This window comes from Enterobacter roggenkampii (genome assembly GCF_001729805.1).
GTDB lineage: Bacteria > Pseudomonadota > Gammaproteobacteria > Enterobacterales > Enterobacteriaceae > Enterobacter > Enterobacter roggenkampii.
The window spans coordinates 2,129,258-2,150,122 of record NZ_CP017184.1; the positions used below are offsets into that span (position 1 = coordinate 2,129,258).

The 20,865-nt window shown below is 56.2% G+C and carries 27 protein-coding genes and 2 pseudogenes; 18 read left to right on the top strand and 11 right to left on the bottom strand.

The genetic code is table 11. The annotated features are described in order from the left end of the window. Window positions 1-82 precede the first annotated feature (82 nt). A complete protein-coding gene (locus tag BFV67_RS10000; protein ID WP_023292503.1) occupies window positions 83-994 on the bottom strand; it encodes a LysR family transcriptional regulator in 912 nt (303 codons plus the stop codon). Between the two features lie 99 nt (window positions 995-1,093). Here BFV67_RS10000 and BFV67_RS10005 point away from each other — a divergent pair, with 99 nt between their 5' ends. The 3 genes from BFV67_RS10005 to BFV67_RS10015 all read left to right on the top strand — a co-directional run bounded on the left by BFV67_RS10005 (window position 1,094) and on the right by BFV67_RS10015 (window position 3,530). Beyond that, complete coding sequence (locus BFV67_RS10005) at window positions 1,094-2,209, top strand: alkene reductase (RefSeq protein ID WP_069598242.1); 1,116 nt, start codon at window positions 1,094-1,096, stop codon at window positions 2,207-2,209. Further along, complete coding sequence (locus BFV67_RS10010; RefSeq protein ID WP_069598243.1) at window positions 2,206-2,925, top strand: SDR family oxidoreductase; 720 nt, start codon at window positions 2,206-2,208, stop codon at window positions 2,923-2,925. The genes BFV67_RS10005 and BFV67_RS10010 overlap by 4 nt, the downstream gene beginning before the upstream one ends. A gap of 65 nt (window positions 2,926-2,990) precedes the next feature. Further along, window positions 2,991-3,530, top strand: coding sequence for an ester cyclase (locus BFV67_RS10015; protein ID WP_059364594.1), 540 nt, complete (start codon window positions 2,991-2,993; stop codon window positions 3,528-3,530). Window positions 3,531-3,568: 38 nt separating this feature from the next. Here the strand turns inward: BFV67_RS10015 and BFV67_RS10020 are convergent, their stop codons facing one another. Continuing rightward, window positions 3,569-4,036 carry a nuclear transport factor 2 family protein gene (locus tag BFV67_RS10020; RefSeq protein ID WP_023327398.1) on the bottom strand — a complete coding sequence of 156 codons (468 nt, stop codon included), beginning with the start codon at window positions 4,034-4,036 and terminating at the stop codon, window positions 3,569-3,571. 103 nt (window positions 4,037-4,139) lie between these two features. Between BFV67_RS10020 and BFV67_RS10025 the strand changes: the two genes are divergently transcribed. Beyond that, window positions 4,140-4,718, top strand: coding sequence for a TetR/AcrR family transcriptional regulator (locus BFV67_RS10025; protein WP_069598244.1), 579 nt, complete (start codon window positions 4,140-4,142; stop codon window positions 4,716-4,718). Between the two features lie 113 nt (window positions 4,719-4,831). On the opposite strand, the gene BFV67_RS10030 is transcribed toward BFV67_RS10025, so the two are convergent. After that, a complete protein-coding gene (locus tag BFV67_RS10030) occupies window positions 4,832-5,389 on the bottom strand; it encodes a histidine phosphatase family protein (RefSeq protein ID WP_021241365.1) in 558 nt (185 codons plus the stop codon). A 172-nt stretch (window positions 5,390-5,561) separates the two neighbouring features. Here BFV67_RS10030 and BFV67_RS10035 point away from each other — a divergent pair. The 4 genes and pseudogenes from BFV67_RS10035 (at window position 5,562) to BFV67_RS10050 (ending at window position 7,551) form a co-directional block, all read left to right on the top strand. Beyond that, a pseudogene (locus BFV67_RS10035) lies at window positions 5,562-5,956 on the top strand (DoxX family protein). Continuing rightward, complete coding sequence (locus tag BFV67_RS10040) at window positions 5,953-6,585, top strand: TetR/AcrR family transcriptional regulator (protein ID WP_021241367.1); 633 nt, start codon at window positions 5,953-5,955, stop codon at window positions 6,583-6,585. Before BFV67_RS10035 ends, BFV67_RS10040 begins: the two are co-directional and overlap by 4 nt. A 30-nt stretch (window positions 6,586-6,615) precedes the next feature. Beyond that, window positions 6,616-7,020 (top strand): VOC family protein, encoded by a 405-nt coding sequence (locus tag BFV67_RS10045; RefSeq protein ID WP_008502334.1) that lies wholly within the window; start codon window positions 6,616-6,618, stop codon window positions 7,018-7,020. Between the two features lie 18 nt (window positions 7,021-7,038). After that, window positions 7,039-7,551: a GNAT family N-acetyltransferase gene (locus BFV67_RS10050; RefSeq protein WP_055322029.1), complete on the top strand. Its 513-nt coding sequence runs from the start codon at window positions 7,039-7,041 to the stop codon at window positions 7,549-7,551. Here BFV67_RS10050 and BFV67_RS10055 read toward each other — a convergent pair. Both BFV67_RS10055 and BFV67_RS10060 read right to left on the bottom strand, forming a co-directional pair. After that, a pseudogene (locus BFV67_RS10055) lies at window positions 7,532-8,320 on the bottom strand (hypothetical protein). The gene BFV67_RS10050 and the pseudogene BFV67_RS10055 overlap by 20 nt on opposite strands. Before the next feature lies 1 nt (window position 8,321). After that, on the bottom strand, window positions 8,322-8,519 hold the full coding sequence (locus BFV67_RS10060; protein WP_008502331.1) for a hypothetical protein: 198 nt from the start codon (window positions 8,517-8,519) through the stop codon (window positions 8,322-8,324). 257 nt (window positions 8,520-8,776) lie between these two features. Here BFV67_RS10060 and BFV67_RS10065 point away from each other — a divergent pair, with 257 nt between their 5' ends. Genes BFV67_RS10065 through BFV67_RS10100 form a run of 8 tightly spaced genes read left to right on the top strand, consistent with a single transcriptional unit; the run spans window position 8,777 to window position 14,657 of the window. Beyond that, window positions 8,777-9,211, top strand: coding sequence for a nuclear transport factor 2 family protein (locus BFV67_RS10065; RefSeq protein ID WP_008502330.1), 435 nt, complete (start codon window positions 8,777-8,779; stop codon window positions 9,209-9,211). After that, on the top strand, window positions 9,208-9,927 hold the full coding sequence (locus tag BFV67_RS10070) for an SDR family NAD(P)-dependent oxidoreductase (RefSeq protein WP_023292494.1): 720 nt from the start codon (window positions 9,208-9,210) through the stop codon (window positions 9,925-9,927). The genes BFV67_RS10065 and BFV67_RS10070 overlap by 4 nt, the downstream gene beginning before the upstream one ends. Next, window positions 9,924-11,183: an NAD(P)/FAD-dependent oxidoreductase gene (locus BFV67_RS10075; protein WP_069598246.1), complete on the top strand. Its 1,260-nt coding sequence runs from the start codon at window positions 9,924-9,926 to the stop codon at window positions 11,181-11,183. Before BFV67_RS10070 ends, BFV67_RS10075 begins: the two co-directional genes overlap by 4 nt. 1 nt (window position 11,184) lies before the next feature. Next, a complete protein-coding gene (locus BFV67_RS10080; protein WP_008502327.1) occupies window positions 11,185-11,907 on the top strand; it encodes a DUF1365 domain-containing protein in 723 nt (240 codons plus the stop codon). Then, window positions 11,904-13,124 (top strand): SAM-dependent methyltransferase, encoded by a 1,221-nt coding sequence (locus BFV67_RS10085; protein ID WP_023292491.1) that lies wholly within the window; start codon window positions 11,904-11,906, stop codon window positions 13,122-13,124. Before BFV67_RS10080 ends, BFV67_RS10085 begins: the two co-directional genes overlap by 4 nt. Then, entirely contained in the window at window positions 13,121-13,606 is a 486-nt protein-coding gene (locus BFV67_RS10090) for a DUF2878 domain-containing protein (RefSeq protein ID WP_021241374.1), read from the top strand. Before BFV67_RS10085 ends, BFV67_RS10090 begins: the two co-directional genes overlap by 4 nt. Then, complete coding sequence (locus BFV67_RS10095) at window positions 13,603-14,127, top strand: chalcone isomerase family protein (RefSeq protein ID WP_023292489.1); 525 nt, start codon at window positions 13,603-13,605, stop codon at window positions 14,125-14,127. Before BFV67_RS10090 ends, BFV67_RS10095 begins: the two co-directional genes overlap by 4 nt. Then, window positions 14,124-14,657 (top strand): DUF3833 domain-containing protein, encoded by a 534-nt coding sequence (locus BFV67_RS10100; protein WP_023327407.1) that lies wholly within the window; start codon window positions 14,124-14,126, stop codon window positions 14,655-14,657. The genes BFV67_RS10095 and BFV67_RS10100 overlap by 4 nt, the downstream gene beginning before the upstream one ends. Here BFV67_RS10100 and BFV67_RS10105 read toward each other — a convergent pair. After that, a complete protein-coding gene (locus tag BFV67_RS10105; protein WP_069598247.1) occupies window positions 14,654-15,112 on the bottom strand; it encodes a DMT family transporter in 459 nt (152 codons plus the stop codon). The two genes, BFV67_RS10100 and BFV67_RS10105, sit on opposite strands and share 4 nt — an antisense overlap. 4 nt (window positions 15,113-15,116) lie before the next feature. After that, complete coding sequence (locus BFV67_RS10110; protein WP_069598248.1) at window positions 15,117-15,551, bottom strand: DMT family transporter; 435 nt, start codon at window positions 15,549-15,551, stop codon at window positions 15,117-15,119. Between the two features lie 95 nt (window positions 15,552-15,646). On the opposite strand from BFV67_RS10110, the gene BFV67_RS10115 reads away from it, so the two are divergent. Continuing rightward, entirely contained in the window at window positions 15,647-16,609 is a 963-nt protein-coding gene (locus BFV67_RS10115) for a LysR family transcriptional regulator (RefSeq protein ID WP_044596386.1), read from the top strand. On the opposite strand, the gene BFV67_RS10120 is transcribed toward BFV67_RS10115, so the two are convergent. The 4 genes from BFV67_RS10120 to BFV67_RS10135 form a co-directional block, all read right to left on the bottom strand. Then, window positions 16,584-17,612: a methionine synthase gene (locus BFV67_RS10120; protein WP_045335863.1), complete on the bottom strand. Its 1,029-nt coding sequence runs from the start codon at window positions 17,610-17,612 to the stop codon at window positions 16,584-16,586. The genes BFV67_RS10115 and BFV67_RS10120 overlap by 26 nt on opposite strands. A 22-nt stretch (window positions 17,613-17,634) precedes the next feature. After that, window positions 17,635-18,609 carry a DUF1852 domain-containing protein gene (locus BFV67_RS10125; RefSeq protein ID WP_069598249.1) on the bottom strand — a complete coding sequence of 325 codons (975 nt, stop codon included), beginning with the start codon at window positions 18,607-18,609 and terminating at the stop codon, window positions 17,635-17,637. Window positions 18,610-18,788: 179 nt separating this feature from the next. Beyond that, the gene (locus tag BFV67_RS10130; RefSeq protein WP_008502317.1) at window positions 18,789-19,280 is read right to left on the bottom strand and encodes an Hcp family type VI secretion system effector; all 492 of its coding nucleotides are present in this window, start codon (window positions 19,278-19,280) and stop codon (window positions 18,789-18,791) included. A 253-nt stretch (window positions 19,281-19,533) separates the two neighbouring features. Next, complete coding sequence (locus BFV67_RS10135) at window positions 19,534-20,055, bottom strand: DUF2778 domain-containing protein (protein WP_032674738.1); 522 nt, start codon at window positions 20,053-20,055, stop codon at window positions 19,534-19,536. A 267-nt stretch (window positions 20,056-20,322) separates the two neighbouring features. Between BFV67_RS10135 and BFV67_RS10140 the strand changes: the two genes are divergently transcribed. Further along, a complete protein-coding gene (locus tag BFV67_RS10140) occupies window positions 20,323-20,862 on the top strand; it encodes a DUF2058 domain-containing protein (protein ID WP_021242569.1) in 540 nt (179 codons plus the stop codon). The last annotated feature ends 3 nt before the right edge of the window (window positions 20,863-20,865 follow it).

The following is a 20,865-nucleotide window of genomic DNA, read 5'->3' on the forward strand; positions in this document are numbered from 1 at the left end:
ACTTTGGTTACTGTTGTGCTGTCTTACGTCGTGAAGACGGGACAATCGGCCAGGTGGAGTAAGTGTATCACTGTTTTTTACGTTAATGTTTTTTAAGCCAGTCGAGAAAAAACTGGCTAAACGCCGTAACCTGAAGCGGCTGCAGCTTGCGCTGCGGGTAAACAAGCTGCAGCCCGACATCTTTGCGATCGTAGCGGCTAAAGCCGGTGAAGCTGTCGGCAAACAGCACCGTGAGTCTTCCGGCGTCAACGTCGTCTTTGACGTCCCACCACGATTTCCCGGCGATGCCCGCTCCGCCCAGGGCCCACTGACGAAGCAATGCCCCGTCGTCGCACACCATGGCGGGCTCGACGCGAACAACGCTTTCCTCTCCCTCATGTTCAAAGCGCCATTCGTTCATCACCACGCCCTGAGACTCCAGCGCCAGGCACCGGTGCCGGGCTAGATCGGCAAACGTGGCGGGGATACCGTGGTCGTTAAGATACGCCCCGGAGGCAACCAGCACCCGACGGTTCGGGCGGATGTTTCTGACGACAAGGCTGCTGTCCGGCAAATTGCCGAAGCGCACGCTCATATCCAGCCGGTTAGCGACCAGATCCTCAACGTGTTCTTTTAGCGAGATGTAAAATTTGACGGCAGGATGGTGTCGAGAAAATTCAATGACGGCAGGGCTGAGATACTGTCTGCCAAAGTCCGAGGGCGCGGAAAGGCGAATATTGCCGCTGAGCACGCCCTCTTTTTGCGTCAGCAGCGACTCGGCGTGGTGCACCTCTTCCAGCACGCGCAGCGCGGCGTGATAAAACTCTTCGCCTGCGCGGGTCAGGGTGAGGGATCGCGTTGAGCGATGAAACAGGCGCGTCTGGTAACGCTCCTCAATTGCCTTCAGCCTGGCGGTCATCGTGGCAGGAGAAAGCGACAGGCGCCGTCCGGCGGCGGAAAGACTTCCGGCCTCGGCGACTGCCACCAGTAAGGCCATGTCTTCGAGTTTACCCATTATTCATCTTTTCCGAAAAGTGCATCTATTTTTAGCGTAATTATCAAAATCAGATGCCGACTGTAAAGTGATTTCATCCAAACCATAAGGGATGAAAACATGAAACCTGCTTCACTCTTTGAACGCTACAGGCTGGGGTCGCTGGACCTGAAAAATCGTATCGTCATGGCGCCGATGACCCGCGCGCGCTCCCTTCAGCCGGGCAACATTCCCTCCGCGCTGATGGCGGAGTATTACCGGCAGCGGGCCAGCGCGGGGTTAATCATCACCGAAGCCACGCAAATCTCGCCTCAGGGTCAGGGATACTCCTGGACGCCCGGCATCCATTCGCCGGAGCAGGTTTCAGGATGGCAGCTCACGACGGGGGCCGTACATCAGGCGGGCGGGGTCATTTTTTCTCAGCTCTGGCACGTTGGGCGAATGTCGCACGCCAGTTTTCATCAGGACGGTCAGCCCGTCGCCCCGTCAGCGCTGGCCCCGGACGCGCAGGTGTGGGTGGTGAATGAGCGTGGAGAAGGCCAGATGGTTGACTGCCCGCAGCCGAGAACGCTCTCACGCAAGGACATTCAGAACATCGTCGCGGACTATCGCCAGGCCGCTTTGAATGCCGTTCAGGCCGGGTTTGATGGCGTGGAGGTCCACGGCGGAAACGGCTATCTGATCGACCAGTTCCTGCGCCAAACCTCCAACAAACGCACGGACGAGTACGGCGGTACGGTGGCTAACCGGATCCGCTTCGCCCAGGACGTGTTAAGCGCGATTGCCGGGGCGATTGGTCACGAACGTACGGGCATCCGTCTTTCGCCGTTTATTACCCAGCGCGGGATGAACGACCCGCAGGTCTCTGAAGCCATACTCGCGCTTGCGGCCTGGTGCGAACAAAAAGGGATTGCGTTTATCCACCTGGCGGAAGCCGACTGGGACGACGCGCCGCAGATTCCTGAGCATTTCCGTCAATCGCTTCGCGAGACCTTCAGCGGCACCCTGATCGTCGCGGGTAACTATGACCTTGCCAAAGCCGAAGAAATTCTGGCGGCGGGCTATGCCGATTTGATTGCCTTCGGACGACCGTTTATTGCCAACCCGGATTTGCCTCACCGGCTGGCGCACCGCTTGCCGCTGGCCCAGGTGCGCGACCCCGCCACGCTGTTTGGCGGCACCGCCACGGGCTATACCGATTACTCAACGTACACCCAGCAGGAGGAAATATTATGACCCGTAAGACCTTAATTATCGGCGGTGCTTCCGGCATTGGTTTCGCCGTGGGCACCCTGCTTGCCGGGCGCGGCGAGGAGATTATGCTTGCGGGACGCGATAGCGCGAAACTGGACGCTGCACGGCAACGACTGGGCGCTCATGCCGCGTCTGTTAGCACTCTCGTGCTCGATATCAGCCGTGAGGAAGAGCTTGTTGCGCTCAGTGAAACGCTGGGCGAGGTCAATAATATTGTCGTCACGGCGGGTTCACAGGCGCCGGGCGGGCTGCTTTCCGGACTGGATCTCCGTGCGGCAAGACAGGCCTTTGATACAAAATTCTGGGGAAGCCTGAATGTCGCCCGCTATCTCAGCGGGAACATCGCTCCCCGCGGTACGCTGACCTTCACCAGCGGGTTTGTGGCGCGCCGCACCGTGGCGGGCGCCATCGTAAAAACAACGATGAATGCCGCCATTGAGGCCGCGACAAAGGTGCTGGCGAAAGAGCTTTCCCCGCTGCGCGTCAACGTCGTGAGTCCGGGGCTGACCGACACGGAAGCGTATGCGGGGATGGACGCCGCCGCGCGGGAAAAAATGCTCGCAGGCGCGGCGGAAACCCTGCCAGCCAAAGCCTGGGGAAGGGCGCAGGACATCGCACAAGGGTTTCTTTTCGCCATGGACAACCCCTTTGTCACCGGGTCGGTCATTGATATTGAGGGCGGGGCGTTAATTAACTGACCCCTCATTAATGTGATCCGCAGGGTATCGTCTGCGGGTAACGTAACATTCTGTAGAGAGACATCATGAAATATACGACGTGCTTTCGTCCCGCTATCGCGGCGCTTATTTTTGCTGGTCTGTCGGGCAATGCTATTTCCGCGCAGGGGGAAAGGGTACAGCCGAAACAGCTGATTGTGGACAAGAGCCTGCCCCAGATGCAATTAAAGACGAATGAAGCCGTTGCCAGAGAATATGCCACGTTCTGGAACACCGGTAATGAAACTCTGGCGCGTGATGCCCTGGCGGCAAACTTTGTTGATAAAACACCGCCGGAAGGCCGTAAGCAGGGGCCGGAAGGCGCTATTTTAGCCTCGCGTGCGTTTCGCACGGCCGTGCCCGATTTGCGCTGCGACGTTGAGCAGATGATTATTTCAGGCGACCGCGTGGTCTCACATTTACATTTTTACGGCACATTCACCGGGACATTTGGAAGGCTGAAAGGAAAGGGGCAGAAAATAGATTTTATCGCCACGGATATCTATGAAATCCGTGACGGTAAAATTGCAGCGAACTGGCATATTGAGGACAACCTGACGCTGATGAAACAGCTGGGCGCGCTGTAAATCACATCACTCCGGGAAGCCGGAGTGATGCGTTGAGCCTATAACCCCAGATCGCTCAGCGAGGGGTGATCGTCCGGGCGTCTGCCCAGCGGCCAGTGGAACAGTCGCTCGGATTCTTTTATCGGCATATCGTTAACGCAGGCAAAGCGGCGCTTCATCAAGCCGTCCGGTGCGAACTCCCAGTTTTCGTTGCCGTACGAGCGGAACCAGTTTCCTGAATCATCATGCCATTCATAGGCATAGCGGACCGCGATGCGGTTATCCGTAAAGGCCCACAGCTCTTTAATCAGACGATAATCCAGCTCTTTTTTCCATTTCCGCGCCAGGAACGCCTGCGCTTCCTCCCTGTTGGTGGCGAATTCTGCACGGTTGCGCCATTGGGTATCCAGCGTATAGGCCAGCGCAACGTTCGCCGGATCGCGGCTGTTCCAGCCATCTTCTGCCAGCCTGACTTTTTCAATAGCGCTTTCGCGTGTGAAGGGCGGCAAGGGAGGACGTGTGTTCATGGCAATTACCTCGTTATGTGATTATGTAGACAGATCTGTCTACTTGCGCTAATCTATGCCTGAAAAATAACGCTGTCAACATCCGTTTTGAGGCCATCGACAAATGAAAGCAGAATCCGAAAACAACGATAAAAAAATAAGCGTCAGGGATAAAATATTACTGACGGCGCACGATCTGTTTTATTCCACAGGCTTCAGAGCGACGGGGGTGGATACGCTGATTAAAGAGGCGAAAGTGACGAAGGTGACGTTTTATCGCCATTTTCCGAGTAAGAGCTTGCTTATTCTCGCCTATTTACACTATCGACATGAAATATGGATTAACTGGTTTGAGGCCACGCTTCGTCGACATCTCGTTGAAGGCCAGACGCCTGCGGACGCTCTATCGGCTACCCTTTATGAATGGTTTATTTCGCCTGAGTTCCACGGCTGTGCGTTTATTAATGCCAGCGCCGAAGCCAAATCCGAAGATATTGAAAGCGAAATAAAAGCGATATGCCGCGATCATAAAATCGAAACAAAGAATATTATTGCGTCGCTGACGACCATCGCGGATGAGCGCGTCGTCAATGAAATCATGCTGCTCATTGACGGCGCCATTATTCATGCGCAGATGGGCATGGAGACGGATGAGGTCATCGCGTCGTTGAAGAGGGCGCTGGCAGACTTAATCGGGGGCTAGCGAGGATCCCCTTAGTCCTCCAGACGAAGGCTGACAGGTGCATTCAGCATTTGCGAATAACAGTCGGCTGGCGTGCGCCGAGGATGAACAATCCTCGGCCTCAGCATGTGCCGCTATACCATGCTGTAAACCCCCGCTCCCCAGTACCCCTTACCCGGACGAGTCTGTTCTTTCCAGCCTGATGCGATCAGTTCTTTTGCAATGAACCGGTTGATGACCCCGTGCCCCATGAGCAAGACGGGGCCGTCAGAGTCCTTCGCTACATTCACCAGGATTTCTGCCGCCTTAACGGCACGTTCTTTTGCGGCGCTTACGCGCTCTGACTCGCCAGACAGGCCGCAGAGCCAAAGAACGCGAAACAGCGCTGCCCAGTAAAAAGGCGATAGCCGGAACCCCGGAATACGGAACACCGGCAGCTCTGCTTCCCGAAAAACCTCATCAATTAAGCCCGGTTCACACCCCAGCGTTTTCAACGATGAAAGGGCTCGCGGGAGAGGGCTGCTGAGAAACGTCAGTGCGCGGTACGCGAGGATTTGAGCCATCTCCGAAGGTCTGTCGCGGCCCGTTGAAGAGCGGTTATAGCTGTCGATCCATCCCACCATTTCCCTGTACGACACCTTTCCGGCGCCCCTGTATTCGGGTTCGCCGTGGCGCATCAAAATAATTTCCATATGTCTTCATCGCTCACCATCCATTCACCAGAGGCAGACTAGCGCGTTCTCACACTGATGTTCACCCACCCGTTTTGGAGTGTCAGGGCGGTGATCGCACTTATCAGACTTGTCGGTCTGTTAATTAATAAGTAGACTAGCCAGTCTTTTAAATGATCAAAGAGATAATTCAGTGTCAAAAATCACGTCATCTATCACAACACTCTGTCTTTCAAGAATTTTATTGACCTTTTTCTTCTGGATGGCAGGCTTTTATGGGTTGTTCAACTTTGGAGAGATTGTGCTGGAAATGGTGGATGTGGGTCTCCCCTGGCCCGTCTTATTCGCGACAGGCACCATTCTCTGTCAGCTTGTAGGCTCTGCTCTGGTGATTTCGAATTTTGCCGGCTACGGATGGATTGGATCGGCAATGCTGATTGTGTTTACATTACTCACCATTCCGGTGGGGCATCCATTCTGGAAATTTAGCGAGCCCCAGCGCACCCAGGAGTTTCATATCGCGCTTGAACACATAACCGTTATCGGGGGCTCATGATGAGCATGCTTTTGTCAGGTCGTAAACGATGAGAGAAAAGGTTCGGCAGAAAGGCCGCCCAAAAGATCCGTCAAAGGAGCAGGCGATACTGCAGGCCGCAAGAAGCCTGTTTCTCGAGAAAGGCCTCGATGTCACGACGGAAGAAATTGCCCGCGTTGCCGGGGTGGCAAAAGCCACGCTTTATGCCAATTTCGCGGATAAAGACCTGCTTGTTGAGGCCGTACTCCGTAAGGAATCGGATCTGACCATCAGTGACAGTGATTTTTCCGAGCGGCATCATCTGTCGTTGACCGAGGTCTTAACCGCGTTTGGCAACCGTTTTGTCCGCTTCATCAACCAGCGCGAGCTGACGGGCTGGGACCGCTTAATTGCCTCCGCCGCTATTCGTCATCCGGAGTTACCCGCGCGTTTTTATGCGGCAGGTCCCGGCAGGGCGCAGCAGATGCTGGAGACAATTATCGGTGAAGCCGTTGAAAAGGGCTTACTGATCGCGTGCTCCCCGCGCGAAGCGGCTGACGACCTGGCCGGGTTGTGGCTCGGGATGACAAGCCTTGAGATAAAGCTTGGCGCCAGAAAAAGCTTATCTGATGAAGAAATTGCTCGTCGGGTTACGCATGCGATCGCTGTTTTTATGTGCGCGTATTCAGTGGAAAAGCGCTGAGCATAACCATTTAGAGTAAAGGTAACGGAAATGAGAACACAGAAACGATGCCTCGGCTGCGTGGCTATTGTGGTTGATGACTACGATCGCGCCATTGAGTACTACACAGACAAGCTGGGGTTTACCCTCGTAGAGGATACGCCGCAACCGGGTAAACGCTGGGTGGTCGTCTCGCCCAACCCGGAAAGCGACTGCAATATTTTGCTGGCTCGTGCGTCTAACGAGAGGCAGGAAGGTTTTATCGGTAATCAATGCGGTGGCCGAGTATTCCTGTTCCTTCAGACGGATGATTTCTGGCGCGATTACCATGCCATGAAGGCAAAAGGCGTTCATTTCTGCGAAGAACCGCGTGAGGAAGAGTACGGTACGGTGGTGGTGTTTGAAGATATGTACGGCAACCGCTGGGATCTCTATCAACATGCCCAACGCGGGTGATTACGGGGGATACCTTCCATGACGCTTCGAATTCGACAGGCCACCGGGGCCGATTCAACGCTATTAAGCGAGTTGGGATATCGTATCTATCCCGCGCATTTTCAGCATCTCTGGGTATCAGACGCCGAGATGACGGCTTTTCTGGACGCCGAGTATGCCCCTTCCGTCATTGAGCAGAGCCTGACCGAGAGCCATGTTTCCTGGTTTGTGGCAGAAACCGATCGGCCTGTGGGATTTATGAAAGTGACCTGGGACGCCATGCTTCCTGAAACGGACAAGAGGGGCGTTCTCCTCAACAAGCTCTACCTCGATCCTGCCGAGACCGGCAAGCACTATGGTCAGGACATGTTCAATAAAATTATCGACATGGCCCGAAGCAGGGGAAAGGACTCTCTCTGGCTGGAAGTGCTTGAGCAGAACGCAGGAGCGTACCGGTTCTACCAGAAGCAGGGCATGCTCTGCATTAAGAACGTCCTTTTTGAAACAGCCTCACAGCAGAGCATACTGAGAATTATGGGGATGTCTCTTTAGAACGCGCATGCATGTCCCGCTGTGCCAGCGACAGCGCGCTGGCGCTGGCGGGATCGAACAGCGAGATGCTCTCAATCTGATTGAGTAAAATCACCTTGCGGAATGACATGGCGCTGCGGGGTTCCGAGTCGAGCGTAATGTCATGCTCCGCATACCACCGGCTGTAATTATTCTAGATGCGCAGGTTCATCGTCTTCGCATCCCGGTACCCGCTCAACATCGGGATCAGCACGATATTGGCCGTTTTTTCATATTCCAGCGTCGCGGTGTGGATCATACCCACGTAAATCCGCCTCGAGCGGAGCGTGACCTGCGCCAGCTCGCCTTGCTCCATACACTGATAGAGCAGTTGTTCAATCCCGCTCGCCTGCGCAAGCCGTTTGTAGAGCTTTTTCCGACTCTCGCCGTCCAGCCTGGCGCTGCCTGCCCAGTTAGAGCGGTAGAGGCAAAACAGAATGGCAAACGCCAGCATCACCACCACCGGTGCCTGAATGCCTAAAAAACTCCAGTTCATAAAGTCGATTTGCCAGTCGGTGTATTTTGGTGAGGCAAAGTGGAAGGCGTTGTTGGCGGCGGAAAGGGTGAGCAGCAGCAGCCAGAGCAGCCCCGTAGCAATCACCCCCTGCAGAACAAAAATACAGCCGTAAAGCGCAACGAGAAAATAGACGTCCCAGCCAAAGGAACGCTTGATTTTAAAGCGGGTCGACAGGTCGCGGCTGGTGTACCAGTACCCGCAGACCATCAGCACCATAAATATCGCCGTTCCCATATCAGGCCCTCTTCAGCGCGTTAACGTGACGCAGAAAGTCCTGCCGCACCTCGTTGCTCTTATAGTTCACCGAGGCGTTCCCGTCCTGGTCGATAATGATGCGGTCGCCATCTTCCACGGCTTCAATAATTTCCTGCTGACTCATCACCTGCAGTAAGGATTCCGGGCTTGAGAAGAGGGAGAGAAAGAAACGTTTCATGTCAGGCATCCTTATGAATAAAAAGGATAAGCCTGGAAGATGACCGCTGAATTTGCCTTAAGGATAACCTGAAAGTGAAAGCCGGGTGGCGGCTACGCCTTACCCGGCCTACAAAACCGTCAAATGATTGAGTTCTCAACTTGTTGATATTTATGGGTAATAAAAAATAAACTTGCACAAACTTGGACAAATAACGTTAATTGTGTAAGTTTTAAGTATGCGATTACGCCACGTTGTTTACAGCCAGGATGTGACCCATGAGCACTTTGCCCTCTGTCGTGAGTCGGTTTGTTGAGTACTACGCCGCACTGGATAGCCAGCCGCCGTCCGCGCTGGTCGGGCTTTACCATTCAAATGCCACGCTTGTCGATCCGTTCGGCGAGCACGACGGTATCTTTGCGCTTCAGCGCTATTTCACCCATCTGCTGGCCAACGTCGAGAACTGCCGTTTTTCTATCGACCCACCGCTCTGCAGCGGGAACCGGTTTGTTGTCACCTGGGTGATGCACTGGTCGCATCCGCGCATTGCCGGAGGCGAACCGCTCGATCTGCCGGGGTGCTCGGTGGTGGAGACGGAAAACGATCTCATCACCCACCAGCGCGACTACTACGATGCGGGAGAGATGATCTACGAACATCTTCCTCTGCTGGGCTGGGCGGTACGCGGCGTGAAGCGGAGGGTCAAATCATGAAGACGGTACTGATTACCGGTGCAAGTTCGGGCATTGGCGCCGGGCTGGCGAAATCCTTCTCCGCTGACGGCTATCATGTGATTGCCTGCGGGCGCGATCCGGCGCGTCTGGAAGCGCTGCATCAGACCTGCCCCAATCTCACCGTTCGCCTGTTCGATATGACGGACCGGGAGGCCTGCCGACAGGCGCTGACCGGCAGCTACGCCGATCTGATTATTCTCTGCGCCGGTACCTGCGAATACCTCGACGGTGGCGTGGTGGATGCGGCGCTGGTGGAGCGGGTCATGAACACCAATTTCCTCGGGCCGGTGAACTGCCTTGAGGCGCTGCAGCCGCAGCTGGTTCGAGGCAACCGCGTGGTGCTGGTGAGCTCGATGGCCCACTGGCTGCCTTTCCCTCGCGCAGAGGCCTACGGTGCGTCCAAAGCGGCGCTGAGCTGGTTTGCCGAAAGCCTGCGCCTCGACTGGGAGCCAAAAGGGATTACCGTCACGGTTGTCTCTCCGGGCTTCGTCGATACGCCCTTGACGCGAAAAAACGATTTTGCCATGCCGGGTCGGGTGACCGTCGATGAGGCGGTGAAGGCGATCCGTATCGGGCTGGCGGCCGGGAAAATGCACATCGCGTTTCCTGCCGGATTTGGCTTCATTTTGCGGCTGCTCTCAGGGCTGCCTGCTTTTCTTCAGCGCACGCTGCTGCGCAGGATGGTGCGTTCATGAACATTGCAATTATCGGCAGCGGCATTGCCGGGCTGACGTGCGCCTGGCGACTGGCCGGGCACCATCAGGTGACCCTGTTTGAAGCGGGATCCACACCGGGCGGCCATACCGCAACGGTTGACGTGACGACGCCACAAGGCACATACGCGATCGATACCGGGTTTATCGTCTACAACGACCGCACCTATCCGCGCTTTATGGGCCTGCTCAGCGAGCTGGGTATCAGCGGGCAAAAAACCCAGATGAGCTTTTCAGTACACAACCCTGAGACGGGGCTGGAATACAACGGCCACACCCTGACGTCGCTGTTTGCCCAGCGCCGAAATCTCGTCAATCCGACATTCTGGCGGCTGCTCGGTGAAATCGTCCGCTTCAATCGTCTGGCAAAACAGGCGCTGGACGGGGAAGTGGACCCGAACGCCACGCTGCAGACGTTTCTGGACCAGCACGGCTTTACGCCGTTTTTTGCGCGCCACTATATTCTGCCGATGGGGGCCGCCATCTGGTCATCCTCGCTGCAGGAGATGAAGCGTTTCCCGCTGCCGCTTTTTTTACGTTTCTTCCAAAACCACGGTCTGCTGGATATCACCCATCGCCCGCAGTGGTACGTGGTGCCGGGCGGCTCGCGAGAGTATATCCGCGCGATGCTGGACAAACTGGGCGATCGGCTGACGGTGCATCTCAATTCACCGGTTCAGCGGGTGAGCCGCCACGAGGACGGGGTCACGCTCCAGCTTGAAAACGGCAGCCATACCTTCGACCAGGTGATATTTGCCTGCCACTCCGGCAGTGCTCTGGCGATGCTTGACGACCCGACTTCCGCAGAGCGCGAGGTGCTGGGCGATATCGGCTGGCAGCGCAACGAGGTGGTGTTGCACAGCGACCCGCGCTGGCTGCCGGTGCGGCCGCGCGCCTGGGCGAGCTGGAATTACCGGCTGAGCGCGCAGGCGCAGGCCAGCGCCTGTGTGACCTACAACATGAACATTCTGCAGGGGCTGCCTGCGGGCAGTCCGCTGTTCTGCGTCACCCTGAACCCGGACGCGGCGGTGGATGAGCGCTTCGTTCTGCAACGCTTCGTTTATGAACATCCGCTGTTTAACCCGCAAAGCTGGCGGGCGCAGGCGCGGCGCGGCGAGATCAACGGTCACCGGCGGAGCTGGTTCTGCGGAGCCTATTGGTACAACGGTTTTCATGAGGACGGGGTGCGCAGCGCGCTGGACGTGGTCAACGCGATAGCGGCCGGAGAGGGGAACTGAGATGAACAGCTGCCTCTATCACGGCGTATTGCGCCACCGCCGCCTTCAGCCGAAAACCCATGAATTTCGCTACAGCGTCTTTATGGCCTGGCTGGATCTTGATGAGCTGCCGCTGCTGGCGTCCGTCGGCGTGCGCCGCAATCGCTTTGCCGCCGCCGCGTTCCATGACGCGGACTATCCGCTCGGCACGCCGCTCAAAGAGAACGTGCTCAGCAGGCTGGAGAGCCTGACCGGGGAACGGCCGGACGGGCGGGTCATGCTTCTGACGCAGTTGCGGTATTTCGGGTTCCATTTTAACCCGGTCAACTTTTACTACTGCTATGACGGGAAGGGGACTCTGCGCTGGGTACTGGCGGAGGTTCGCAACACGCCGTGGAACGAGCGTCATTATTACGCGGTCGACGGGCAACATGCCCAGCCCACGGAAAAAGCGTTTCACGTTTCCCCCTTCAACCCGATGGACATGATCTACCACTGGCGCTTCAACGATCCGGATAACACGCTGCATATGCACATTGAAAATCATCAGGAAGCGAAGGTGTTCGACGCCACGCTCGCCCTGCGCCGGGAGCCGCTGACCCGTCCGGCACTGCGCGCGCTGCTGCTGCGCATCCCGCTTATGACCCTGAAAACCGTTTTCGCCATTTACTGGCAGGCGCTGAGGCTGTGGCTCAAGCGCGTGCCGCTGTATAACCATCCCGTCAGCAGGAGTGAACGCTCATGACCGATCCCGTCTTTGCGTTAGAACCCGATATCCCGCGCAACGTCCGCCTCGCGCGATGGCTTCTGTTTCGTCTGTTAAGCGGCATCCGCGGTGGTTCGCTCACCCTGCGTGAAGGGGCGCAGACCTTCCATTTTGGCGAGACATCCTCCGCGCTGCACGCCGACGTGCAGATCCTCACGCCCGCCGTCTACTGGCGCGTCTTAACGGGCGGGAGCCTTGCCGCCGCTGAAGCCTGGATGGACGGCGAATGGGAAACCGCGCAGCTCACGCCGCTTCTGCAAATCCTGGCCCTCAACGGCGAGGTGCTTGGCCGTCTTGAGAAAGGGTTCCGGCTGCTTGGCCGACCGCTGGAGCGTTTGCGCCACTGGACGCGGCGTAACTCCCGCGCGCAGGCGCGTGAAAATATTGCCGCCCACTACGACCTGGGCAACACCTTCTATGCCCATTTTCTGGACAGGGAACTGCTTTACTCCAGCGCGCTCTTTACCGCAGACGAGCAGGATCTCACGACGGCTCAGCAGGCCAAAATGGCGCGCCTGTGCGACCAGCTGGCGCTTAGCGAGGCCGACCACCTGCTGGAAATCGGCACCGGCTGGGGGGCGATGGCGGAATACGCGGCCCGTCATTATGGCTGTCGGGTGACTACCACCACGCTGTCGCAGGAGCAATACGTCTGGGCAACCGAGCGGATCGCCCGCGCCGGGTTGCAGGATCGTGTTGAGGTGCTGCTCTGCGACTATCGCGACCTCACCGGGCAGTACGACAAGCTGGTCTCAATAGAGATGATTGAAGCCGTCGGGCAACGCTATCTGCCTACATTCTTCCGGACCTGTCAGGCGCGGCTGCGCCCGGGGGGACGAATGGCGATTCAGGCCATCACCATTCAGGACCAGCGCTATCGCGACTACAGCAAAAGCGTCGATTTTATTCAGCGCTACATTTTCCCCGGCGGCTTCCTGCCGAGCATCACCGCGATGAACGAGCTGATGACGCGCCACACCGATTTCGTGGTGCGCAATCTCTTCGACATGGGGCCGGACTACGCCCGCACGCTGGCGCACTGGCGGCAGCGCTTTGTCCACGCCTGGCAGGAGATTGAAAAGCTCGGCTTTGATGACCGGTTCCGCCGCATGTGGCTTTATTACTTTGGCTACTGTGAAGCCGGGTTTAACGCCCGCACCATCAGCGTGGTGCAGCTGACCGCAGAGCGCGTATGAGACGATATCTTCAGGTCTTCCTGCTGGCCGTCGCGTTCGATCTCTACTGGGCGCTGGTGGTGCTCTTTCGCGAACAGGGCCTGATTATCTGGCTCGCGCTGGCGATCCTGGCGTGCCTGCTCTTGCCGTCTGTATACCGTTTTTACGCCATTGGGCTGGCCGCGGCGGGCAGTTTGCTGGATACGCTCTGGGCGCTGACGGGGCTGATCGCCTTCACGGGTGATGCCCTGATGCCGCTATGGATGGTGGCATTATGGCTGATGTTCGCCACCGTCTGGACGCAGCTTACGCGCACCACCACGTTGCCCGGCTGGCTGCTCACCCTGCTGGCCGCCGTGGGAGGGCCGGTGGCGTACCTGATTGGCGAGCGGCTGGGTGCCATCACGTTTCTGGAGCCGACCTTTATCGTCATCAGCTGGATGGCGCCGGGCTGGCTGGTGTTGATGCTGTTTTTCCACCTGCTGATGGGGAGACAAAAATGAGAGCTGCGGTTTTGTTGCTTTGTCTGACGCTGGTTGTTCCTGTTGCTCAGGCCGCCGACTGGCTGGCGTGGCGGAAGGTGGGTGATGCCACGCTCACCTGGGGGCCATTCACCGTCTATACCTCCCAGCTGCGTACGCCGGACGGGCGTTACGGTCGGGAGAACCAGGATCAGGCGCTGATTATTACCTATGCGCGCGATATCGATCGCGATGAGCTGGTCGAGGCGACCCGCGACCAGTGGCAGGCGCAGGGGATCCTGCAACGGGAACCCCGAAGCGAAGCTTGGTTACAGATGCTGCGCTCTCTGTGGCCGGATGTCCGGCCGGGCGCACAGCTGGCGTTTGTGCTCGACGACGGGCAGGGGCAGTTCTGGTATCGCGCGTCAGCGGCGCAAAAAGCCTTTATTCCACTCGGACCGCGTCAGTCAGAAGCGTTCAGCACCCGCTTCCTGGCCATCTGGCTCGATCCTCGCACGCAATACCCTGAGCTGCGTCAGCAGTTAATCGGAGGCCAAAAATGAAACGTATCCTGATGATGGCGCTGGCATTGACGATGCTGCTGGCAGGCTGTAGCACGGAGGTGACCGAGTATCGCCAGCAGCAGCCGCGGCTGGATATCTTCCATTACTTCCAGGGCAAAACCGAAGCGTGGGGGATGGTGCAGGATCGCAGCGGCAAGCAGATCCGCCGCTTTCACGTTGAGATTGCCGGGGACGTTATCGGCGATACGCTGACGCTGAACGAGCACTTCGTTTACGACGACGGTGAGAAGCAGCAGCGGGTCTGGCATATCCGCCGCGTGGGGAACGATCGCTACGAAGGCACGGCGGGGGATATTGAAGGGGTAGCAACGGGGCAGGCCGCCGGCAACGCGTTCAACTGGCATTACAGCATGAACGTGAAGGCCAACGGCAGCACCTGGCTACTGAACTTTGACGACTGGATGTACCTGCAGGATGAGAACCATCTGTTTAATAAAACCGAGATGAAGAAACTGGGCGTCACCGTCGCCACGGTAACGCTGTTCTTTACCCGTAAGACCTCAGCTTAGTCGCGGACGCTGCCGGTTTTGCTGCTGGAGTAGATGAAGTACAGGGCAATCCCCAGGCATACCACCGCGCTCAGACGGCTCGGTGAAAACGAAATGGCGGGATTGCCCAGCCAGCCAAAGTTATCAATCAGCATACTCATGGCGAGCTGGCCGAATATCACCGCCACCGTGGCGACGGCGGTGCCGATGCGCTGCACCGCCACGACCATAATCACGATATAGGGCACGCCAAACATTGCGCCGAGAAGCTGCCATTTCGGCACGTCCAGCAGCGTGACGGTCTGCTTAGGCTCAAAGAAGAAAATCAGCAGGGCGGTCACCAGCGCGCCGACGGAAAAGGTCAGAAACGCGCTTTTAAATACCCCGACATTGCTGCCGAGCTGGCCGTTAATGGCTGCCTGTACGCTCAGCGTTGCGCCGCCGCAGACGGCCAGAAGAATCATTATCAGTGTCATAGCGTTACCCCTGTGCGACCAGAATCAGTGCCGCAATGATGAATCCCAGAGCGATAATCCGTTTCGCGTCAATCCTGCGGGCCTGCGTGCCCAGTAGACCAAAGTGGTCAATGATGACGCTTTTAAAAACCTGACCTGCCAGAATGCCAATCATCGTCAGCGCGATGCCGATAGTCGGCGTGGCGAGCGTCAGTATGACGACGTAGATCGGACCCAGCACCCCGCCGAGGAGCTGCCAGCCGGGCTGTGCGAAAAACGACGGGCTGTTGCGCGGGCTGAAAAACAGCATCAGCAGAAACGTCAGCGCGGCGCCGACGCCAAAAATGCTGAACGTCGCCCATAAATCCCCGACTTTTCCCCCCAGGGGGCCCAGCAGTCCCGCCTCGACGGAGAGGCCCATCCCGCCAGCAATCACCAGTAAAATCAAAACCAACTGCATTCTTCTTCCTCCGTTTTCAGGCGAAGAAGATTACGTGGGTTGTGCAATGAGAAAAATGCCATAATGGTGGAAACACCTTTGCAGGATATGCATTAATGGTTGACGCCAGCAACATCAACATCCGCGCGCTGCTGATCTTTATCGACGTGTATGAAGCGCAGAACTTCTCCGTCGTGGCGCGGCGGCAGGGGATATCGGCCTCGCAGATATCGCGCGTGATCCACCAGCTCGAGGATGCGCTCGGGCAGCAGCTTTTCTATCGCAATACGCGGGCCGTCATTCCCACGGAAAGCGGTCATCTGTTTATTCGCTACGCCCGGTCGATGGCGGAGAATCTTGAAGAGGCGCGCCGGGAGCTGGACGCGCGTGCGGTGGAGCCGTCCGGTGCGATCCGCATTAACGGACCGGTGTTTTTCGGCCAGAAGCACATAGCCCCAGGACTTCCCGGCCTGTCGGCACGCTATCCTCGCCTGAGCGTAGAGCTGACGCTGACCGATGATTTCATTGACCCCCACCGGGATGCGGCAGACCTTATCTTCCGCATTGGCGTGCTGACGGACTCGTCGTTTCGCGCGCGGGTGTTTGGGCAGCAGGTGTACCATCTGGCCGCGTCGCCAGACTACGTGCGTAAACACGGTGCGCCAGAAGTGCCGGACGATCTGAACCGCCATCATTGCCTGGTGTATCGCGGATCGTCAGGGCCTAACCGCTGGCTGTTGCGTAGGGCGGGCGAGGCGTGGACACACTATCCCGTGACGCCATTGATGACCTCGAATAATGCGGAAGCGTTGCTGGCTGCGGCGCGGGGAGGGATGGGGATTGTGCTGTTTCCGGACTGGCTGGTGAGCGAGCCGCTCCAGCGCGGTGAGCTGATTCCGCTCCTGCCCGCGCTGGAGTGCGCCATCACTACGGAACAACAGGCTATCGCGGCGATCTACCCTGATGCCCGACATCCGCCCCTGAACGTCAGGGCGGTGATTGATTATTACGTCGAGCGATTTGGTACGCCGCTGTACTGGCAGCGTAAGGGGATTACGCGCCAAGCTCCTGGCGGATAATTTCTGCGCCAGCGCTGAGTGCTCTAAGCTTGCCGTTGGCAACCTGACGGGAGAGGGGCGCCATGCCGCAGTTGGTTGACGGGTACAGCTTGTCGGCGTCGACAAACTGCAGCGCTTTTCGCAGCGTATCGGCCACTTCCTCCGGCGTTTCAACCGTGTTGGTTGCCACGTCGATCGCCCCAACCATCACTTTTTTACCGCGGATCAGCTCCAGCAGATCCATCGGCACGCGGGAGTTGTGGCACTCCAGGGAGATGATGTCGATGTTAGAGGTCTGCAGCTTAGGGAAGGCCTCTTCGTACTGGCGCCACTCCGAGCCGAGCGTCTTTTTCCAGTCGGTATTGGCCTTGATGCCGTAGCCGTAGCAGATGTGGACCGCGGTTTCGCACTTCAGCCCTTCAATGGCGCGCTCCAGCGCGGCGATGCCCCAGTCGTTGACCTCATCAAAAAAGACGTTAAACGCCGGTTCATCGAACTGGATAATGTCCACGCCTGCGGCCTCTAGCTCTCGCGCTTCCTGGTTGAGGATTTTGGCGAATTCCCAGGCCAGCTTTTCTCGGCTTTTATAGTGCGCGTCGTACAGGGTGTCGATCATGGTCATCGGCCCCGGCAGGGCCCATTTGATCGGCTTGTCCGTGAGCTGGCGCAGGTACTTTGCATCGTCGACGAAGACCGGTTTCTGGCGCGCGACGGCGGAGACCACGGTCGGCACGCTCGCGTCATAGCGGTTACGAATGCGCACCGTCTGGCGGTTCTCAAAATCGACGCCGCTCAGGTGTTCAATAAAGGTGGTGACGAAGTGCTGGCGGGTCTGTTCCCCGTCGCTGACGATATCGATTCCCGCGCGGATCTGCTCATCCAGAGACAGGCGCAGCGCATCCTGCTTGCCTGCCAGCAGTTCCTGATCCTGTAACTTCCACGGTGACCAGAGCGTCTCAGGTTGCGCAAGCCAGGTCGGCTTAGGCAGGCTGCCAGCCGTTGAAGTCGGGAGCAATGTTTTCATAATAAAAGACCTTTTTGATGTATTAAAGCGTGTAGTTATCAGACCACTGCTCAAGAATGTGTTTGTAAGGCTTAATGAAGTACTCTTCGGTAAATCGACCCTGTTCAATCGCCAGACGGCTTCGCTCTTCCCGGTCATACACAATTTTGGTTAAGGAGTGATCCTGCTGGTTCAGATCCGGTCGGTAGCACAGTCCGGCCGCCGAGTTGGCGTTATAAATTTCCGGGCGATAGATCTTCTGGAACGTCTCCATCGTGCTGATGGTGGCGATCAGTTCGAGGTCGGTGTAATCACTCAGCAAATCCCCGGTAAAGAAGAACGCGAACGGCGCCACGCTGTGTTCCGGCATGAAGTAGCGCACGCTCAGGCCCATCTTCGCGAAGTACTGCTCCGTAAGCGATTCGCCATCCGGCTGGTACTCAACGCCCAGTACGGGGTGCTGGTTACCGGTGCGGCGATAGGTATCTTTGCTGGAGACGCTCAGGCAAATCACCGGTCCTTTTGTGAAGTTCTCTTTGTATTCCGGTGAACTCACAAAATGGCGGAAGATATTGCCGTGCAGTTCGCCAAATTTTTCCGGAATGCTGAAGTGCTGCTGGTTCTTGTTGTGATCCAGCAGCAGCACGCTGAAATCATAATCCCGCACGTAAGACGAGAAGTTATTCCCGACGATGCCAGGGATACGCTGGTTGTTTTTCTTGTCGACAATGGTGGTTTGCAGTATCTCAATGGCCGGGAACGGCTTTTCCGCGCCAATATTCAAATCGACAGAGATGATTTCCAGTTCAACCGCATAGCGATCGGCGTTTGGGTTATCCCAGCGCGCTAAAGCATTAAAGCGGTTGTTGATCATCACCAGCGTATTGCGCAGGTTTTCCTGACGCTTTTCCCCGCGGGCCAGGTTGGCGAAGTTGGTGGTCGTACGCGTATTTTCTGACGGGTTGTAATTCTCATCGAAGCAACTGCGCTTAAGGGTATATGTGAAAGCTTTGCTCATTGTGGTTATGCATCCTAAGTTCATGTTGCTAAGAAGTTACCAATGCATAATTTATGCCTGAGCCCGCGGCGCAGGGGAAGTGACTTAATTTCAATGCAACATGAGGGAAGTTCATGAACAGGATTGCGCACAGCCTGGAGAGGAAAGTGAGAGAGTAAGGGGCATCGCGCCCCTTAGTGTTATGCTGTAGGGCGTTCGTTCCAGGCGTCACTGTGCATTATGTTCCCGTCGACGATGCGCCAGGTAATTTTTTCGTACTGCAGACTTACGCTTTCAACATGGTTCATTTTATCGTTGGCAGCGATTTTCACGTTCGGCACGCTGCAGTTAACACCCGTAACCTTTACGTTCTCCATTAGTACAGTGTAATAACAGACTTCCTGTCCGGCATCATTAATATGATAGAACTTAATTTCAGCGCTTTTGAGTGCCTGACCGGTAGATGCTGCTTTGTAAAGGTAGGGCGTGGCGCTATCAACTTCCTTTTCAATCCGCATAGATGAGTGTTGACGCGTGCCGGTGATCTTGCCGTTAGCGCTGTCTACCGGGAGGTTTAGGCCATGACTCAGTCCTATGATCTCAATGCTACCTTCACGATCCTGAACATCTACAGAACCTTTAATATGTGCTCCACCGTCGTCTTTTAGCCACATATAGGGAGGAATAGGCATTCTTTATTTCCTTATTTTATTGAGTAGTAGCGTTGTTAAGCGGTAAATAACCGTAGCGAGGGTCAGTACGATTAAAATATCGATATTGGTATATGTGTCGTATAGTGTTTCAGCATTCACATCACCATAAATAAAATCACATAGAGATGAGACCACGTCATGATCAAGATAGCGTTCAGCGGGTCCCAATGTGCGGCCTACTAAAATGCTGATGCATAGAAACCAGACCGTTTTGAACAGCCTGATGCCCCATTTAAGGGCACGCGTTGGTATATCCACTTTCACTCACCTCAACCCAACCGCGTGCCATCAGTGAACGCATACAGGGAACCTGAATAAGCTCTGTACTCATGAGAGCATTCCGAATCAGTGCGTAATCAGAATTATGGGCAATCGTGATACATCCTTCAGATACCGTACCCGGATGCAGCCGAAACAAACCCCGATAGACGTTATCAATCCAGGTACCATCATCGATTCCCCAGTCATCCTTGTATAAAGCAAACCACTCATCGCGGCCAAATTCTGCACCGGACCTGACCTTATTCCACCGATCCTGAACCTTCGCTTTTAAACCTGAAAAGAAACCTCCAGTCCCTCTGTCAACAATCCAGTATTTACCTGGGGGAATTGGACCCGACCCTTTAACTGCACCACAAAATCCGTTGTTTCTGTAAATTCCCTGCCCGGAATGCGCCATAAACACGCCAACGCCGTACAGGTTAAAAGGCGCATAGTCAGCACCATTTAGCAGCATCGTTCCTTTTAAGGCCATCTTTTCTCCGCATCCTTTTATTAAGAGAAAGCCAGCCTACGCCTGACGTGACCATAGATATTCAACCCACGTCATATTTATGAACGGCTCATTTTTTTTAAGAAAATGACCTGACAATTTTTAATCACGCTTTCTCGTTAACCTTAGTAAATGCTGAATGAATAATGAACCAGACTCAGCTAACAAAACGCCATGCCTGCTTCTCTGGCACACGCTCCGCAATTCCCGCTATAATCCCCAAAATTTCCAACCGGTTTAGAAATAATCATGACAAAACTCACCTTACAAGAGCAGATGCTGAAAGCGGGCCTCGTCAGCAGCAAGAAAGCGGCGAAAGTGCAGCGCACGGCAAAGAAATCACGCGTTCAGGCGCGTGAGGCTCGGGAAGCGGTAGAAGAGAACAAGAAGGCCCAGATCGAGCGTGACAAGCTGCTGAGCGAGCAGCAGAAGCAGGCCGTGCTGGCGAAAGAGTTTAAGGCGCAGGTGAAGCAGCTGATCGAGATGAACCGCATCACCGTGGCGAAAGGCAACATCACCTTTAACTTCACCGACGGTAATCTGATCAAAAAAATCGAGGTGGACAAGCAAACCCAGGCTCAGCTGATCAACGGCCGTCTGGCGATTGCCCGCTTGGTCATCAACGCCAGCGGCGACTGTGAATACGCGATTATCCCGGCGGTAGTGGCCGATAAAATTGCCCAGCGCGATGCCGACAGCATCGTGTTAAACAGCGCGCTCAGCCAGGAAGAGCAGGACGAAGACGATCCGTACGCGGACTTCAAAATCCCTGACGATTTGATGTGGTAAACC

Excerpts from the sequence above, each read along its gene's own strand:
- BFV67_RS10080 (WP_008502327.1), top strand. The coding sequence starts at position 11,185 with ATGAACAGCTGCCTCTATCACGGCGTATTGCGCCACCGCCGCCTTCAG.
- BFV67_RS10015 (WP_059364594.1), top strand. The coding sequence starts at position 2,991 with ATGAAATATACGACGTGCTTTCGTCCCGCTATCGCGGCGCTTATTTTT.
- BFV67_RS10135 (WP_032674738.1), bottom strand. The coding sequence starts at position 20,055 with ATGGCCTTAAAAGGAACGATGCTGCTAAATGGTGCTGACTATGCGCCT.
- BFV67_RS10095 (WP_023292489.1), top strand. The coding sequence starts at position 13,603 with ATGAGAGCTGCGGTTTTGTTGCTTTGTCTGACGCTGGTTGTTCCTGTT.
- BFV67_RS10075 (WP_069598246.1), top strand. The coding sequence starts at position 9,924 with ATGAACATTGCAATTATCGGCAGCGGCATTGCCGGGCTGACGTGCGCC.
- BFV67_RS10050 (WP_055322029.1), top strand. The coding sequence starts at position 7,039 with ATGACGCTTCGAATTCGACAGGCCACCGGGGCCGATTCAACGCTATTA.
- BFV67_RS10000 (WP_023292503.1), bottom strand. The coding sequence starts at position 994 with ATGGGTAAACTCGAAGACATGGCCTTACTGGTGGCAGTCGCCGAGGCC.
- BFV67_RS10060 (WP_008502331.1), bottom strand. The coding sequence starts at position 8,519 with ATGAAACGTTTCTTTCTCTCCCTCTTCTCAAGCCCGGAATCCTTACTG.
- BFV67_RS10115 (WP_044596386.1), top strand. The coding sequence starts at position 15,647 with ATGGTTGACGCCAGCAACATCAACATCCGCGCGCTGCTGATCTTTATC.
- BFV67_RS10045 (WP_008502334.1), top strand. The coding sequence starts at position 6,616 with ATGAGAACACAGAAACGATGCCTCGGCTGCGTGGCTATTGTGGTTGAT.
- BFV67_RS10140 (WP_021242569.1), top strand. The coding sequence starts at position 20,323 with ATGACAAAACTCACCTTACAAGAGCAGATGCTGAAAGCGGGCCTCGTC.
- BFV67_RS10010 (WP_069598243.1), top strand. The coding sequence starts at position 2,206 with ATGACCCGTAAGACCTTAATTATCGGCGGTGCTTCCGGCATTGGTTTC.
- BFV67_RS10125 (WP_069598249.1), bottom strand. The coding sequence starts at position 18,609 with ATGAGCAAAGCTTTCACATATACCCTTAAGCGCAGTTGCTTCGATGAG.
- BFV67_RS10020 (WP_023327398.1), bottom strand. The coding sequence starts at position 4,036 with ATGAACACACGTCCTCCCTTGCCGCCCTTCACACGCGAAAGCGCTATT.
- BFV67_RS10110 (WP_069598248.1), bottom strand. The coding sequence starts at position 15,551 with ATGCAGTTGGTTTTGATTTTACTGGTGATTGCTGGCGGGATGGGCCTC.
- BFV67_RS10120 (WP_045335863.1), bottom strand. The coding sequence starts at position 17,612 with ATGAAAACATTGCTCCCGACTTCAACGGCTGGCAGCCTGCCTAAGCCG.
- BFV67_RS10030 (WP_021241365.1), bottom strand. The coding sequence starts at position 5,389 with ATGGAAATTATTTTGATGCGCCACGGCGAACCCGAATACAGGGGCGCC.
- BFV67_RS10130 (WP_008502317.1), bottom strand. The coding sequence starts at position 19,280 with ATGCCTATTCCTCCCTATATGTGGCTAAAAGACGACGGTGGAGCACAT.
- BFV67_RS10005 (WP_069598242.1), top strand. The coding sequence starts at position 1,094 with ATGAAACCTGCTTCACTCTTTGAACGCTACAGGCTGGGGTCGCTGGAC.
- BFV67_RS10040 (WP_021241367.1), top strand. The coding sequence starts at position 5,953 with ATGAGAGAAAAGGTTCGGCAGAAAGGCCGCCCAAAAGATCCGTCAAAG.
- BFV67_RS10100 (WP_023327407.1), top strand. The coding sequence starts at position 14,124 with ATGAAACGTATCCTGATGATGGCGCTGGCATTGACGATGCTGCTGGCA.
- BFV67_RS10065 (WP_008502330.1), top strand. The coding sequence starts at position 8,777 with ATGAGCACTTTGCCCTCTGTCGTGAGTCGGTTTGTTGAGTACTACGCC.
- BFV67_RS10085 (WP_023292491.1), top strand. The coding sequence starts at position 11,904 with ATGACCGATCCCGTCTTTGCGTTAGAACCCGATATCCCGCGCAACGTC.
- BFV67_RS10070 (WP_023292494.1), top strand. The coding sequence starts at position 9,208 with ATGAAGACGGTACTGATTACCGGTGCAAGTTCGGGCATTGGCGCCGGG.
- BFV67_RS10105 (WP_069598247.1), bottom strand. The coding sequence starts at position 15,112 with ATGACACTGATAATGATTCTTCTGGCCGTCTGCGGCGGCGCAACGCTG.
- BFV67_RS10025 (WP_069598244.1), top strand. The coding sequence starts at position 4,140 with ATGAAAGCAGAATCCGAAAACAACGATAAAAAAATAAGCGTCAGGGAT.
- BFV67_RS10090 (WP_021241374.1), top strand. The coding sequence starts at position 13,121 with ATGAGACGATATCTTCAGGTCTTCCTGCTGGCCGTCGCGTTCGATCTC.